This is a genomic window from Acutalibacter sp. 1XD8-33 (assembly GCF_003612555.1).
Lineage (GTDB): Bacteria > Bacillota > Clostridia > Oscillospirales > Acutalibacteraceae > Acutalibacter.
Window position 1 is genome coordinate 1 of the sequence record NZ_RAZF01000047.1, and the last position, 14045, is coordinate 14045.

General features: G+C 57.6%; 16 protein-coding genes and 1 pseudogene. 16 read left to right on the forward strand and 1 reads right to left on the reverse strand.

The features are described from left to right. Window positions 1-126: 126 nt before the first annotated feature. The gene (locus D7X94_RS16755) at window positions 127-603 is read right to left on the reverse strand and encodes a hypothetical protein (protein WP_120428893.1); all 477 of its coding nucleotides are present in this window, start codon (window positions 601-603) and stop codon (window positions 127-129) included. A gap of 143 nt (window positions 604-746) precedes the next feature. Between D7X94_RS16755 and D7X94_RS16760 the strand changes: the two genes are divergently transcribed. From D7X94_RS16760 to D7X94_RS16840, 16 genes and pseudogenes are all read left to right on the forward strand, one after another. Next, the gene (locus D7X94_RS16760) at window positions 747-1085 is read left to right on the forward strand and encodes a DUF3848 domain-containing protein (RefSeq protein WP_120428894.1); all 339 of its coding nucleotides are present in this window, start codon (window positions 747-749) and stop codon (window positions 1083-1085) included. Then, entirely contained in the window at window positions 1086-2033 is a 948-nt protein-coding gene (locus tag D7X94_RS16765; protein ID WP_120428895.1) for a DUF3991 and TOPRIM domain-containing protein, read from the forward strand. Further along, window positions 2021-2962: a ParM/StbA family protein gene (locus D7X94_RS16770; RefSeq protein WP_120428897.1), complete on the forward strand. Its 942-nt coding sequence runs from the start codon at window positions 2021-2023 to the stop codon at window positions 2960-2962. Before D7X94_RS16765 ends, D7X94_RS16770 begins: the two co-directional genes overlap by 13 nt. Then, window positions 2952-3236, forward strand: coding sequence for a hypothetical protein (locus D7X94_RS16775; protein ID WP_120428898.1), 285 nt, complete (start codon window positions 2952-2954; stop codon window positions 3234-3236). Before D7X94_RS16770 ends, D7X94_RS16775 begins: the two co-directional genes overlap by 11 nt. 471 nt (window positions 3237-3707) lie before the next feature. Continuing rightward, on the forward strand, window positions 3708-4028 hold the full coding sequence (locus tag D7X94_RS16785; RefSeq protein ID WP_120428902.1) for a plasmid mobilization protein: 321 nt from the start codon (window positions 3708-3710) through the stop codon (window positions 4026-4028). 1 nt (window position 4029) lies between these two features. After that, window positions 4030-5472: a relaxase/mobilization nuclease domain-containing protein gene (locus tag D7X94_RS16790; protein WP_120428904.1), complete on the forward strand. Its 1443-nt coding sequence runs from the start codon at window positions 4030-4032 to the stop codon at window positions 5470-5472. Then, window positions 5414-6298: a PcfB family protein gene (locus D7X94_RS16795; RefSeq protein ID WP_120428906.1), complete on the forward strand. Its 885-nt coding sequence runs from the start codon at window positions 5414-5416 to the stop codon at window positions 6296-6298. Before D7X94_RS16790 ends, D7X94_RS16795 begins: the two co-directional genes overlap by 59 nt. Before the next feature lie 2 nt (window positions 6299-6300). Further along, entirely contained in the window at window positions 6301-7185 is an 885-nt protein-coding gene (locus tag D7X94_RS16800) for a hypothetical protein (protein ID WP_120428907.1), read from the forward strand. 12 nt (window positions 7186-7197) lie between these two features. Then, complete coding sequence (locus D7X94_RS16805; protein WP_016321927.1) at window positions 7198-7389, forward strand: hypothetical protein; 192 nt, start codon at window positions 7198-7200, stop codon at window positions 7387-7389. Continuing rightward, the gene (locus D7X94_RS16810; protein ID WP_120428909.1) at window positions 7376-9196 is read left to right on the forward strand and encodes a VirD4-like conjugal transfer protein, CD1115 family; all 1821 of its coding nucleotides are present in this window, start codon (window positions 7376-7378) and stop codon (window positions 9194-9196) included. Before D7X94_RS16805 ends, D7X94_RS16810 begins: the two co-directional genes overlap by 14 nt. Beyond that, window positions 9193-9552: a glutamyl-tRNA amidotransferase gene (locus D7X94_RS16815; protein WP_120428910.1), complete on the forward strand. Its 360-nt coding sequence runs from the start codon at window positions 9193-9195 to the stop codon at window positions 9550-9552. The genes D7X94_RS16810 and D7X94_RS16815 overlap by 4 nt, the downstream gene beginning before the upstream one ends. 68 nt (window positions 9553-9620) lie before the next feature. Then, complete coding sequence (locus tag D7X94_RS16820) at window positions 9621-10457, forward strand: hypothetical protein (protein WP_120428911.1); 837 nt, start codon at window positions 9621-9623, stop codon at window positions 10455-10457. 13 nt (window positions 10458-10470) lie between these two features. Continuing rightward, window positions 10471-10680 carry a hypothetical protein gene (locus D7X94_RS16825; protein WP_120428913.1) on the forward strand — a complete coding sequence of 70 codons (210 nt, stop codon included), beginning with the start codon at window positions 10471-10473 and terminating at the stop codon, window positions 10678-10680. 14 nt (window positions 10681-10694) lie between these two features. Then, on the forward strand, window positions 10695-11060 hold the full coding sequence (locus tag D7X94_RS16830) for a PrgI family protein (RefSeq protein WP_120428916.1): 366 nt from the start codon (window positions 10695-10697) through the stop codon (window positions 11058-11060). Continuing rightward, window positions 11053-13398: pseudogene (locus D7X94_RS16835) on the forward strand (VirB4-like conjugal transfer ATPase, CD1110 family). Before D7X94_RS16830 ends, D7X94_RS16835 begins: the two are co-directional and overlap by 8 nt. Window positions 13399-13546: 148 nt before the next feature. Next, window positions 13547-13978 carry a TnsA endonuclease N-terminal domain-containing protein gene (locus tag D7X94_RS16840; RefSeq protein WP_243111373.1) on the forward strand — a complete coding sequence of 144 codons (432 nt, stop codon included), beginning with the start codon at window positions 13547-13549 and terminating at the stop codon, window positions 13976-13978. Window positions 13979-14045: the final 67 nt, after the last annotated feature.

Sequence of the window (14045 nt, forward strand, 5' to 3'; positions counted from 1 at the left end):
TTTCTCGCCCTGATTGGGAGTCTATCTTTTTCCCTTCACCTCCGCCACAAAACTACATTTTTTCCTCGGCGCTTTTTTACATTTTATCACTGGCGCTGACACTTAGCAAGTGGGAGGAATAGCCGTTTACTCTTTGATTATCAGCTTATTCAGGTCAAAGAGCGCCGCCTTGTAATTCTGAACCCGGTACAGACGCTTGTTAGGATCAGGCTGCTCGATCACATGGCCCTCTCGTTCCAAAAGCTCCTTTTGCGCTTCCTTATCAAAATAGTGTCCATAGTCTATCAGCATCCCCCGGAGCGAGATCATGCGCCAATAGGGTATCAGGCTATCTTGGTCAGGTTTGCCGTAGTCTTTGAGTTCTGTGATAAAGTCCACCCGCTGAATATCGGCGGGCTTCCAGAACAGCTTTTTATCAAAGGGCGTGATGCCGTCGTTCTCGATCTCGCAGCGGTCAGCCCCCTTCCGTCTGGCCCACATCTCGCAGATGGCCTCCTGGGTGGTCAGCTTCCCTGCGGGGATCATGCACATAATGGTGGCGAATGTCTGCTTGTCCAGATACACCGCCTTTTTTGCGGCGGGGATATGTTCGCGGTCTGCCATGAGGCACCTCCATACGAAATTTTGCTTTTGCCGCATTATACCATCTTTTTTGTCCTGATACAACAGGAACCGTACATAGCCGGGGAGATTTTCAATCCGAAAGTCCCCCGGCTATTACTATCTGAAAAAGGAGTTGATGAACCATGACAGGCGAGGAACTGTGTACCAAGCTGTACCAGCGCATGGCCGCAGAACAGGAACACTATCGGAACTGGCTGCTGGGCCAGCCACCCGGCGAAATCCTGAACCATGCCGCCGAGTACACCGTCCGGGAGGACATCGTGATGGAAATGTCGGCGCTCAAACTGCCGGAGACCCAGGTCAGGGCGCTGCTGAAATCCCACAACCCACTGGCAGACATTTACAAGGAGTGGAACAAAGTGGAAACCCACCACATGGAGGACTTGCGGGACGTGATCGAGGCCCGCGCCGACGCTGTGATACAAGCTGAAAAGAAAGCGGGCCAGCGGGAGGGACGGTAGATGGGTTACGTCACGCCGGAACAGATCACCCAGGCAAAGGAGCTTGACCTGCTGACCTACCTCCAGCGGTTCGACCTCCATGAGCTGGTACACGTCAGCGGCAGCACCTACTGCACCCGTGAGCATGACAGCCTGAAAATCAGCAACGGGAAATGGAATTGGTTTTCCCGTGGGATCGGCGGCAAGACGGCCCTGGACTATCTTATCAAAGTCCAGGGCTTTTCCTTTACCCAGGCGGTGGAGGCCCTGGTGGGCCAGAACTTCTCCCCTGTGCCCCGTGCGGCCCAGGCCAAGCCGAAGGAACGGGAACCACGGAAGCTGCTTCTGCCCCAGGCCAGCCGGTGCGCCACCCACATGGTCAGCTATCTCCACGGGCGGGGCATCGACTATGACGTGATCGACTACTGCATCCAGACCGGGCGCTTATACGAAAGCCAGCCCTATCACAACTGCGTATTCGTAGGCCGCGACCTGAAAGGCCAGCCCCGGTACGCCGCTCTGCGCGGCACCGTGGGGGACTTCAAGGGCGAGGCCACCGGCAGCGACAAGCACTATTCATTTTCTATCGCGGAAAACACCCGCGCCCCCGGCGTCCACCTGTTTGAATCGGCCATCGACCTGCTGAGCTACGCCACTTTGCTGAAAATGAATGGCCGGGACTGGCGGCAGGACGCCCTTCTCTCCCTGGCCGGGGTGTTCAAACGGAAGCGGGAGGGCGTTGTCCCTCTTGCTCTCAGCCAGTACCTCCAAGACCACCCCGGCACCAATACGCTTTATCTCCACCTGGACAACGACGAGGTGGGCCGGGACGCGGCGGCTGGCATCATGGAGGGCCTGGGGGACAAGTACACGGTGCAGGACAGACCGCCGCCCTATGGCAAGGACGTGAACGAACTGCTCCAACGGAAGCTGGGGCTGACACATCGAAAGGAGGAATGGAGCCGGTGAAGGACTATCAGGGCATGAGGATCATCGGCATTGACAACGGCTATGGCAACATCAAGACCGCAAACTGCTGTTTTCCCGCAGGACTGACCGCCCATGACGTGGAGCCGGTGTTCAAGGACGAGCTGTTAGTGTGCGGCGGGCGGTACTTTTCTGTCGGGGCGGGCCACAAGGAGTTTACCGCCGACAAGACCGGGGACGACGACTATTATATCCTGACCCTGGCGGCTATCGCCCGTGAACTGAACGTGCATGGGCTGACCGACGCCACGGTGCGCCTCGCCGTGGGCCTGCCACTGACCTGGGTGAGCCAGCAGCGGGAGGACTTCAAAACCTACCTCATGCGGAGCCAGGAGGTACGCTTTACGTTCCGGGGAAAGCCCTACCGGGTGGAGATCGCCGGGGCCGATGTGTTCCCCCAGGGCTTCGCGGCAGTGGCAAGCCAGATCAGGGACTTTCAGGGCGTGAATATGCTGTGCGACATTGGAAACGGCACCATGAACATCATGTTCATCAACGACCGCAGGCCCGCCGCTGACCGAATGTTCACGGAGAAGTACGGCACCCATCAATGTATGCTGGCCGTCCGGGAGAACGTCATGCGAGCTCACCACGCTACGGTGGACGACTCCATCATCAACCGTGTGCTGCGGTTTGGCACGGCGGACATCCAGGAGGACTACCTGACCACCATCCGGGAAACCGCCGCAGGGTATGTGCGTGAGATTTTCCGCATCCTGCGGGAGCGTGAGTACAACCCGGCCCTCATGCGCCTCCATGTGCTGGGCGGCGGGAGCTGCCTGATCCGCAACTTTGGGGAGTATGACGCCGACCGCGTGACCATCTACGATGATATTTGCGCCACGGCCAAGGGCTACGAGTACCTGTGCGAAATGGCGCTTTGTAAGGGCGGCGGTGCCCATGCAACGTAAGAAGATGACCCTCCGCTTTGACCTTGACCGCCCGGAGGACAGGCAGGCGTGGGAGTATCTGCAAGGACTTAACCCGGCGTCCATGAACAAGGCCGTGCTGTCCATTATCAACCAAGCCGAGTTGACCAGCCGTATACAAGAAATCGTCCAAAACACCATCCGGGAAGAACTCGCCGTCTTGAAACAACTGCCTGTTCAGCCCGTGCAAACGGAGCTGGAGGGCGACGACGGGACGGACGACGCCATCATGGGCTTTCTGGATAACTTCATGTGACGGCAAAAACGGCCAAAAGTGCCGTCACCTATTTTGCGCTTAAACAACCGTGACGGCAAAAGTGCCGTCACTTTTTTGACCGCAAATCACCGTGGCGGCAAAAATGCCGTCACCCGCTGAAAAAAGGAGGTGTTTTCCCATGCAGGGCAAACCGCCGCAGAGCAAGCCCCCTCCCAAACCCGCCCGCCGTGTTTCCCCAGCGGAGTGGGCGTGGCTTGACCGCATCAACCGCCAGCTTGCCTATGACGAATATATGCAGGCCAAGCGGGAGTTCTGGCTTGCGGCCCGCCCCGCCAGGGGGAATCCGACCGGGCTTGAACCTGCCCCGACCGTTCTCCCGCGCCGCAGGCGCAGAGGGCGGTATTGTCTTAACAAGCAACGCCTTTGCTACAGCAAAGGCCGCTTGACAGGGGCTTGCCGCCCCTATGACCCCGCATTTACAACCGACTTTCCAGAAAGGAGCGTTTCATTTTGAGAAAACGGAACTGCCGCGTCGTCGTCTATTTTTCCAAGGACGAGTTAGACGCGCTGACGAAAAAAATCCGCAAGTCCCACCTCTCGCGGGAGGGCTTCATCCGTGCGGCTGTTGCCGGTAAGGAGGTCAAGGACGGGCCGACTGCCGACGTGCCTGCGCTGATCCAGGAGGTGCGGCGCGTGGGGAGCAACCTCAATCAGATTTTGAAGCGGGCCAATTCCATCGGCCTGCTGGACGTGCCCCAGCTCCGCAAGGATGTGGCCGACCTCCGCACGGTTGAGAAGCTGATCGTGGACGCCTACACCATGCCGGACTGATATGGCCGTTACCTCTATCTGGCCCATCAAGGGGCGCGTGGACAGGGTGATAAACTACGCCCGGAACCCGGAAAAGACCACCGAGGGCAGCTATGAGGAACTGGCGTCCCTCCACGCTGTTGGCGATGTGCTGGAGTATGCCGCCAATGACATGAAAACCGAGCGCCGCTCTTATGTGTCCTGCCTGAACTGTGAAGAAGAAACCGCCGCCCATCAGTTTATTGAAACGAAAAAGCTATGGCAGCGCATATCGGGCCGGGACAAAATGGGGGGCCATGTCTGCTTCCACGGCTATCAGTCTTTCAAGGCCAATGAGGTCACAGCGGAGATTGCCCATAAGATCGGCGTCAAGCTGGCGCAGGAGTTGTGGGGCGACCGCTTTGAAGTGGTGGTAGCTACCCACTGTAATACCGGCCATTATCATAATCACTTTGTTCTGAACTCCGTTTCTTTTGCGGACGGGCTGAAATTTGATAACACTCCCGCCGACTATGCCCGTATGCGGGAGGTGTCAGACCGGCTTTGCCGGGAGTACGCCATTTCCGTCATTGAGAACCCCGGCGGGCGGGCCAAGCACTACGCCGAATGGCAGGCAGAGCAGAACGGTAAGCCCACCCACCGGGGCACCATCCGGGCGGATATTGACCGGGCCATCCTCGCATCCACCACCGAGCGCGACTTTCTGCGGGTGATGGGCGAGATGGGCTATCAGATCAAAACACGGGGCAAGGGCGGCAAGCCCCTGAAATATCCAGCCCTGAAACCGCCCGACGCTGGCGGGTACTTCCGCTTTCACAAGCTGGGCGAGGGCTACTCCCTGGACGAGATCAAGGAGCGTATTCTGCACAACCTCCAAAAGCAAGTGCCATTCCCGGAGGTGGTGCATCGTCCGCCCCGGCGCTGCCGGGTGCGGGGCAAGCCCCGGAAGAAAGTCACCGGCCTGCGGGCGCTGTACTTCCGATATTGCTATGAACTTCACATCATCGTCAAACGACCGGCATCCGTCAAGCGGGTGTCTTTTTTGTTGCGTGAAGATATAGCCAAGCTGGACAGGCTGGACGCGGAAACCCGGTTTTTGGGAAAGCACCACATCGGCACCATCGGGGAACTGACCGCCCACCGGGAAACGGTGTCGGCGGAGGTGGACGCCCTGACCGCCCAGCGGCAGGAACTCCGTAAGGAACTGCGGCGGCTGAACCGGCAGGGCGACCCCCTGGCCGTGGACGAGGTGAAGCAGAAGACCAGCGCCCTGTCCAGCCGGATCAGGGCGGCACGAAAGGAGGTGGTCTTATGTGACGGTATCCCCCAGCGTTCCGGGCAGGTCAAGGAAAACCTGGAACGGCTGATAGAGCAAAAGGAAACCGAACGAAAGGAGTTGACACAGCATGAGCTATTCAGGCGACGCGGCGGAGCAGGTCGTGAGGCTGTCCCTGGAAACAGGTGAGGTAGCCGTCAAGCTGGCCGGCGAGGGTGCCAAACAGCTTGCCATCCTCTTGTACGCCATCCTGCGGGAGCAGAAGAAAACCAAGGGCAAGACCCGCCTGACCAATATGCTCCGCAGCGGCAAGGAGTTGAAGGTGTTCGCCGTGAAGGACAGCGACCTCCAGCTTTTTTGCCGGGAGGCCAAGAAGTACGGCGTCCTCTACTGCGTCCTAAAAGACCGGGACGCCACGGACGGGCTGACCGACATCATGGTACGGGCCGAGGACGCCAGCAAGATCAACCGCATCTTTGAGCGTTTCAACCTGGCTACGGTGGATATGGCCGAGGTCAGGCGGGAGATCGAACAGAGCCGGGAGGCCCAGCAGAACGCCGCCCCGGAAGCGCCAGCGGCGGCGGAACCGATGACCGAGCAGGCGGTGGACGATCTGCTGGACGCCATGCTCTCCCCGCCCCCGGAACAGGAGGGCGATTTGCCCATCCCGGAGCGCACCGCACCCGAACCCGAACAGGATATGGACGAGTTTTTAGCGGCGGTGCTGGGCGCATCCCCCACCAGGGAGGAGGGCCAGACCGAAAACCCCACCGAAGGCCGGATCGAGAAATCCCGTCAGTCCGAGCCTACCTCAAAGCCCAAAGAGCCAACCGCACCGGGTACTTCTGATCCGCAGGAGCGTTCCCGCCGTTCTGTCCGGCAGGAGTTGAACGACATCAAAGCGGAACAGCGGCAGAAAGCGGAGGACAAGGCCAGGGGGAACACCAAGCGCCAGAAACCGGCCCAGCACAAGGCACCCCCCAAGAAAAAATCTAAAAAGCAGAAGGAGCGATAACAATGCCGAATTATGATGATCTGTTTACCGGCCAGCCCGCCCCGCAGGAGGAATTTAACAAAGACGCATGGGCGGCGAAAAAGCAGGCGGAGCGCGAGAGCATCTACGCCATGATCGACAGCCACGTTCACGACATGGGCGTGGACGGCGGCGTGTTCCAAGCCTATCTGGATGTGCAGGCCCGCTTTGACCTCTACTCCGTGAGCAACGCCATCCTGATCGCCGCCCAATGCCCGGAGGCCACCAAGCTGGCTGACTTCGACAGTTGGAAGGTCGACGGCGTGTACGTCAAGCGGGGCCAGGATGCCATCACCATTCTGGAACCGGGCAAGGAGTACAAAAAGGACGATGGCAGCACGGGCGTGTCCTACAATGTGAAAAAGGTCTTTGATATTTCTCAGACCAGGGCCGAGCAGCGGCCCGCCCCCGCCGTGGCCCGTGACGAGCGGCTTTTGCTGAAAGCCCTGATGAACAACGCCCCCTGCCGCTTCTCCATCTCCAACGAACTGCCGGAGGGCACCAACGTGGCCTATCACCCGCAGAACAATATCATCTATGTGCGGCAAGGGCTGGATGCTCCCACCATTTTCCGGGGGCTGGCCCAGGAGCTGGCCCGCGCCCACATGGACAAGGGCGGTATCACCTGTGAAAGCCCCGACTTCACGGCGTACAGCGTGTCCTATATGCTGTGCAAGAGAAACGGCGTGTCGGTAGAGGGCTTTTCCTTTGACCGCCTGCCGGAAAGCTACGCCATGATGGACGCCAAGGCGCTCCGGGCCGAGGCGGGCGTCATGCGGGACGTGGCTGGCACCATCACCGCCGACATGAACCGGCTGTTCCAGGCTCAGGAAAAGGCACAGAAAAACCGGGACGGCGGCGCGAGATAAGGAGGGCGCTCTATGCGTGATGAAAAACGTGTGGTCACGCTGAACGGCTTCGAGCAGCGGCTTATGGTGGCGGGCCTGACCGACTTCCGCAACGACGCCCTCCGGGACGGCAAGCCCACCGAGGACGTGGACGACCTGATATTAAAGGTAATAGACGCCCCCACCAAGCGGGAGAAACGGAGGGCTGACCGTGAGGCAAGATAAGTTTTCCAAGGCCCACCTGACCCTCTACGCCTGCGGCGTTATCCCCGTGGTCTGGCTGGCCCTGCTGCTGGCCCCCTATGTGGGCGGCGGTCTGCTGGGGCTGGTGCAGTACGGCGGCGCGGCGCCGAACGACCCGTTCCACATCGTACTGTGCGGGGACAGCCTGAAAACTGTCCTCGTTTTTCTGCTGTGTTACGGGCTGGGCATCGGCATCTACCTCTCCACCGACCGCAACTACCGCAGGCGGGAGGAACACGGCTCCGCCAAGTGGGGCACCGCCCAGGCCGTCAGGAAGAAGTACGCCGACAGGAACGTGACCGAGAACAAGATACTGACGCAGAACGTGGCTATCGGGCTGGACGGACGCAAACACCGGCGCAACCTCAACATTTTGGTGTGCGGCGGCTCCGGCGCGGGCAAGACGAGGTTTTTCGCAAAGCCCAACATTATGAACGCCAACACCAGCTTTGTTTGCCTCGATCCGAAAGGGGAGCTGCTGCGGGACACCGGGAACCTGTTGAAAGCCAAGGGGTACGACATTAAGGTGATCGACCTTATCAACATGGAAAAAAGCTACTGCTATAACCCATTCGTCTATCTCCGCAGCGACAACGACATCCAGCGTTTGGTGACGAATTTGTTTAAGAACACCACGCCAAAGGGCAGTCAGAGCCAAGACCCGTTTTGGGATCAGGCGGCGCAAATGCTCCTGCTGGCGCTGGTGTTCTATCTCCACTATGAAGCCCCGCCCGATGAACAGAACTTTCCGATGGTCATGGAAATGATACGGGCCGGGGAAGTCCGGGAGGACAACGACGAGTTTCAATCGCCGCTGGATGAACTCTTTGACCGTCTGGAAATGCGGAACCCGGAGCATATCGCCCTGAAATATTATCGCAATTACCGCTCCGGCAGCGGCAAGACCCTGAAATCCATCCAGATCACGCTTGTGTCCCGGCTGGAAAAGTTCAACCTGGAATCGCTGGCCGGTATGACGCAGACGGACGAGATGGAGCTATGGAGCCTGGGCGAGAGAAAGACGGCCATCTTTGCCGTTATCCCCGACAACGACAGCAGTTTTAACTTCATCGTGGGTATGCTCTACACCCAGCTATTTCAGCAGCTCTACTATCAAGCGGACGTGGTACACGGCGGCAGATTGCCCGTCCACGTCCATTTCGTCATGGACGAATTTGCGAATGTGGCTTTGCCCGACGAGTTTGACAAGCTGCTGGCTACCATGCGGAGCCGGGAGATCTCCGTGAGCATCATCATCCAGAACCTCGCCCAGCTAAAGGCCCTCTTTGAGAAACAGTGGGAGAGCATCGTGGGCAACTGCGACGAGTTTATCTATTTGGGTGGAAATGAGCAGGCGACCCATGAGTACGTTTCCAAGCTGCTGGGCAAGGAAACCATCGACACGAACACCTACGGACAGTCCAGGGGGCGGAGCGGCGGCTACTCCACCAACTGGCAATTAGCGGGCCGCGAACTGCTTATGCCGGATGAAGTGCGTATGCTGGACAACCAGTACGCGCTTCTTTTTATCCGTGGGGAGCGGCCCATCCAGGACTTCAAGTACGACATTCTGAAACACCCCAACGTGAAACTGACCACTGACGGCGGGGCCGAACCGTACCGGCACGGCGAGGACACCCACAGCATCGTGTCCATCCAATTTGACGAGGAACTGCTGAAGCAGGCGGCGAAATCGGATGAACAGGACGCCGGAGAACACCACTTCATTCTTCTCACCGAGGAAGAATTGGAGGAATATATCAACAGTCATGGAGGTAACACACAATGAACATTTTCGAGAAGAACGAGAACCGTCTGCCCACGCCCGACAAGGTGAAAAAAGGCTTCCGCTACTACTGCTCCCTGGTGGCGACCGTGGCCCTGATGGGCTGCTGCACCATGACGGCCTTTGCCGCCCCCGCCGCTGGCGGCGACCCCCTCACCGTTATCAACAACCTGTCCACGTTCATCTTCGGCCTGATCCGGGCCGTGGGCCTCATTCTGCTGGGCTGGGGCATCGTCCAGGTGGGCCTCTCCCTCCAGAGCCACGACCCGTCCCAGCGTTCCAACGGCTTCCTGACCCTGGCGGGCGGCGTCATTATAACTTTTGCAAAGGAGATTTTGACCCTTATCACCGGCGGCTAATTTCGCAGAGTTATCCGAACACATGGGGCAGGCCCGTCAGGGCCTGCCCCTAAAAGGAGGTGCTTTGCGTGTCGGATAATTGGGTAGTCCAAAATTTAGAGAACGCTTTGGAGGTCTGGAATGGCAAGTTGAGCGAGATATGGCAGCTTATCACACAGTCTCCCCAGGACTTCAAAGGCGGCGCGATCTGGAACGTGGTGTCGGACATCCACGGGGCGCTCCAAGCCATCGGCTACGCCCTGCTGGTGCTGTTCTTTGTGGTGGGCGTGGTAAAGACCTGCGGCAGTTTTGTGGAGGTCAAAAAGCCGGAACACGCGCTGAAGCTGTTCGTCCGCTTTGCGCTGGCAAAGGCCCTAATCACCTATGGCATGGAGCTGTTGCTGGCCCTTTTGAGCATCATCCAGGGCGTGGTGTCCACCATTATGAACTCGGCGGGCTTCGGCGCTCCCAACTCCACCGTCCTGCCCGACGAGATCGTGACGGCCATTGAGGACTGCGGATTTTTTGAGAGCATACCCTTATGGGCGGTGACGCTGATCGGCGGGCTGTTCATTTGGGTGCTGTCCTTTGTTATGATCTTGAGCGTCTACGGGCGCTTTTTCAAAATGTATATGTACGCTGCGCTGGCCCCTATCCCCCTGTCCAGCTTTGCCGGGGAACCCAGCCAGAACGTGGGCAAGAGCTTCTTGAAAAGCTACGCCGCCGTCTGTTTGGAGGGGGCCGTCATTGTGCTGGCCTGCATCATCTTCTCCGTGTTCGCCAGCTCCCCGCCCACCGTTGACCCGGACGCGGCGGCGGCTTCTATGGTATGGAGCTATATTGGAGAATTGGTGTTTCATATGCTTATTTTGGTGGGCAGCGTCAAAATGTCCGACCATGTTGTGCGTGAAATGATGGGCCTATAAGGGAGGACAGACAATGAAGCGATTTTATGTTTTCAAAGACGGAACGCAGGTAGGCAGCACCGCTACAAGGGAGCAGGCAATCCGCATGATCCGTCAGCACCAGGAGCTTGAAACCCATCCGCTTTTGAAAGCGGAATTTAGCATCATCGCCGGGGAGGAAGAATTTATCCCCTACCCCTCCCGGCAAAAGTCCCCCAGAAAAAGGAGCGGGATGGAGCGATAAAGGAGGTCTATTTTTTGGAAGTCAAGATCAACCGTGAGATACGCAACTACACGGAGAGTATGTTTTTCGGGCTGTCCCTGCGGCAGCTCATTTTTTCTGCCCTGGCGGTGGCCGTGGCTGTGGGGCTGTACTTTCTGCTGAAACCCTATGTCGGCGCGGAAACCGTGTCCTGGATGTGCATTGTGGGCGCGGCCCCCTTTGCCGCCCTGGGCTTTTTCACCTACCACGGCATGACGGCGGAGCAGTTTATTTGGGCGTGGCTGCGCTCCGAGGTGCTGGAACCCAGGGAACTGCGCTTTGAATCGTCCACGCTGTACTACGACCTTTTGAAATCCAGCCTGGAAAAGCGGGAAAAGGAGGAATACAAACGCCATGATTAAGAGTATCAAGAATATCATGCGGCAGGATCGGGAGCCGTACCGCATCCCCCGCAGGGTGCAGGACGTGATACCCATTCAATGCGTCTGGCCGGACGGCATTTTTAAGGTGGGCGTCAAGTTCTCCAAGACCTACCGCTTCACCGACATCAATTACAAAGTGGCAAGCCGGGAGGACAAGGAAACCATGTTCCTGGCCTACTCGGAGCTGCTGAACGGCCTGGACAGCGCCGCCACCACCAAGCTCACCATTTGCAACCGCCGCCAGAGCCAAGCGGACTTTGAGCAGTCTGTCCTTATGTCCATGCGCGGGGACGGTCTGGACAAGTACCGCCAGGAGTATAACCAAATGCTCATTGACAAGGCGACCGGGGCCAACGGCATCATCCAGGAGAAACTTGTCACCGTGACCGTCTACAAGCGGGACATTGAGGACGCCCGCGCCTACTTCACCCGCATCGGGGCCGACCTGACTGCCCGCTTCGCCGCCCTCGGCTCCAAGTGCGTGGAGCTGGACGCCGCTGACCGTCTGCGTATCCTCCACGACTTCTACCGGGCCGGGGACGAGGGCAGTTTTCACTTCGACATGGCGGACATGGCCCGAAAGGGCCACGACTTCAAGGACTATATCTGCCCGGACGGGATCGAAAAGCACAGCGACTACCTGAAGCTGGGCGACCGCTATTGCCGGGTGCTGTTCCTGAAGGACTACGCCAACTATATCCAAGACGAGATCGTGGCGAACCTGACCGACTTGAACCGCAATATGATGTTGTCCATTGACATTCTCTCTGTTCCCACCGATGAGGCCGTGCGGGAGGTGGAGAACCGTCTGCTGGGCGTGGAAACCAATATCACAAACTGGCAGCGCCGCCAGAATCAGAACAACAACCTCTCCGCCATCGTCCCCTACGATATGGAGTTGTAGCGCAAGGAGAGCAAGGAATTTCTGGCTGACCTCACCACCCGCGACCAGCGGATGATGCAGGCCGTCCTCACACTGGTTATCACCGCCGACAGCAAACAGCAGCTTGACAGCGACACGGAAAAAATACGCTCCTTGTCCGGGCGGTGCCAGTTGGCCGTTTTGAAGTACCAGCAGATCGACGGCCTGAACACCGTCCTGCCCATCGGCACCCGGAAGATCGACGCTTTCCGTACCCTGACCACCGAAAGCCTTGCCGTGTTCATGCCCTTTAAGGTGCAGGAGATCATGGACAGGGGCGGCATCTACTTCGGGGAGAACGCCATTTCCCACAACCTTATCATGTGCAACAAGGCGAACCTGCTCAATCAGTCGTCCTTCCGGCTGGGCGTCCCCGGCTCCGGCAAGTCGTTCAGCGTGAAAGAGGAAATTGCGTTCCTCATTCTCAACACAGACGATGATATTCTTATAGCAGACCCGGAGGGCGAGTACGCGCCCCTTGTGGAAGCGATGGGCGACCTGGGGGCGGTTGTCCGGGTGACCGCTGGCGGGAAAGACCGCTTGAACGCCATGTATATGGTGGACGGCTACGGCGAGAACAACCCCATCGTGGTGAAGTCGCAGTTTATCATGTCCCTGGTGGATCGCATCGACCCCAAGGGCGTGGAGGCCAAACACAAATCCATCATTGACCGCTGTACGGGAGATTTGTACGAGGAAGCGGAACGGAGCGGCACCGTGCCTACCCTCGCTGCCCTCCGGGAAAAGCTGATGGAACAGCCGGAGGATGAAGCGAAAGGGCTGGCCCTGGCCCTGGAGCTGTTCACCACCGGCTCCCTTGACATCTTCGGCCATGAAAGCACCGTTGACCTGGACAAGCGGGTGGTGGTGTTCGACATCCACGGCCTGGGCGAACAGTTGAAGCCCATCGGCCACCTTGTCATTACCGACACCATGCTCAACCGCGTCACCCTGAACTGGAAGAAGGGCAAGCGCACCCACGTCTTTATCGACGAGTTCCACGTCATGTTTGAGAACGAGTTTTCCGCCGCCTTTTTCAACTCCGCGTGGCGGCAGTTTAGAAAGCGAAATGCTTATCCGACAGCGATTACCCAGAACGTGGAGTATCTTCTGGACTCCGTGCAGGCCAGCACCATGCTCAGTAACTCCGAGTTCATTGTCATGCTGAACCAGGCGGCAAGCGACCGGGAGAAGCTGGCCCGCCTGCTGAACATCTCCGAGGAACAAATGGGGCACATCACCAACGCCCCCGCCGGGTGCGGGCTTATCAAGTACGGCTCCGCCCTGGTGCCCTTTGTCAACCGCTTCCCCTCCAATACCGAGCTGTACCGCTTGATGACCACCCGGCCCGGTGAGGGCCGCTTTGCGGGGGGCCAGACATGTGTTAAGTCATAAATAAGTCTTATATTTTGATAAATAAATGCCATAATTTCTAAAATAAGTTATATAAAATAGGAGAAGCACAGGATTTCAAAATAAGTTCCATAATATGACTGCTGCTTTCAAAAATAAGATGTATAATTGAATCAAAGGCGGTGATCCGATGGCGAAAAGAAAACGCATATGGAACAAAGAAAAATACCACAGATATTTATCAGAAGGAAGAGGCCAGGGCACTGCATCAGAGTATAAGCCATGGATTTATATCCATGACTTCTCTTCCAACGGCATCGTGTCGCGGGTAAAAGGAATGACGACAGGAAGGATTCATCATCTGCTATCCAATCAGGAGTTATGGTATTTTTATCTGTTGGATTGGTCAGAAAAAACAATGGATATCCGGGAGCAATTTCCATTATCAGAGTTAGAGGAAGCCATAAAAATCGCAGATAGTTTGGGAATACGCTATCCTTTTGATAGGAAAAGCGGATTCCCTTATGTCCTTACCAGCGATTTTCTGATCACTACCGGGCAAGGGACTGTTGCCCGCTCTGTGAAACTGACAAAGGATCTGGACAACCCCAGGGTATGTTGATGTGGTACAAAAAAAGTAGACACCTCCAACTCACGGAAAAGGAGTAAAATAACGAGAGTAAGGAAGG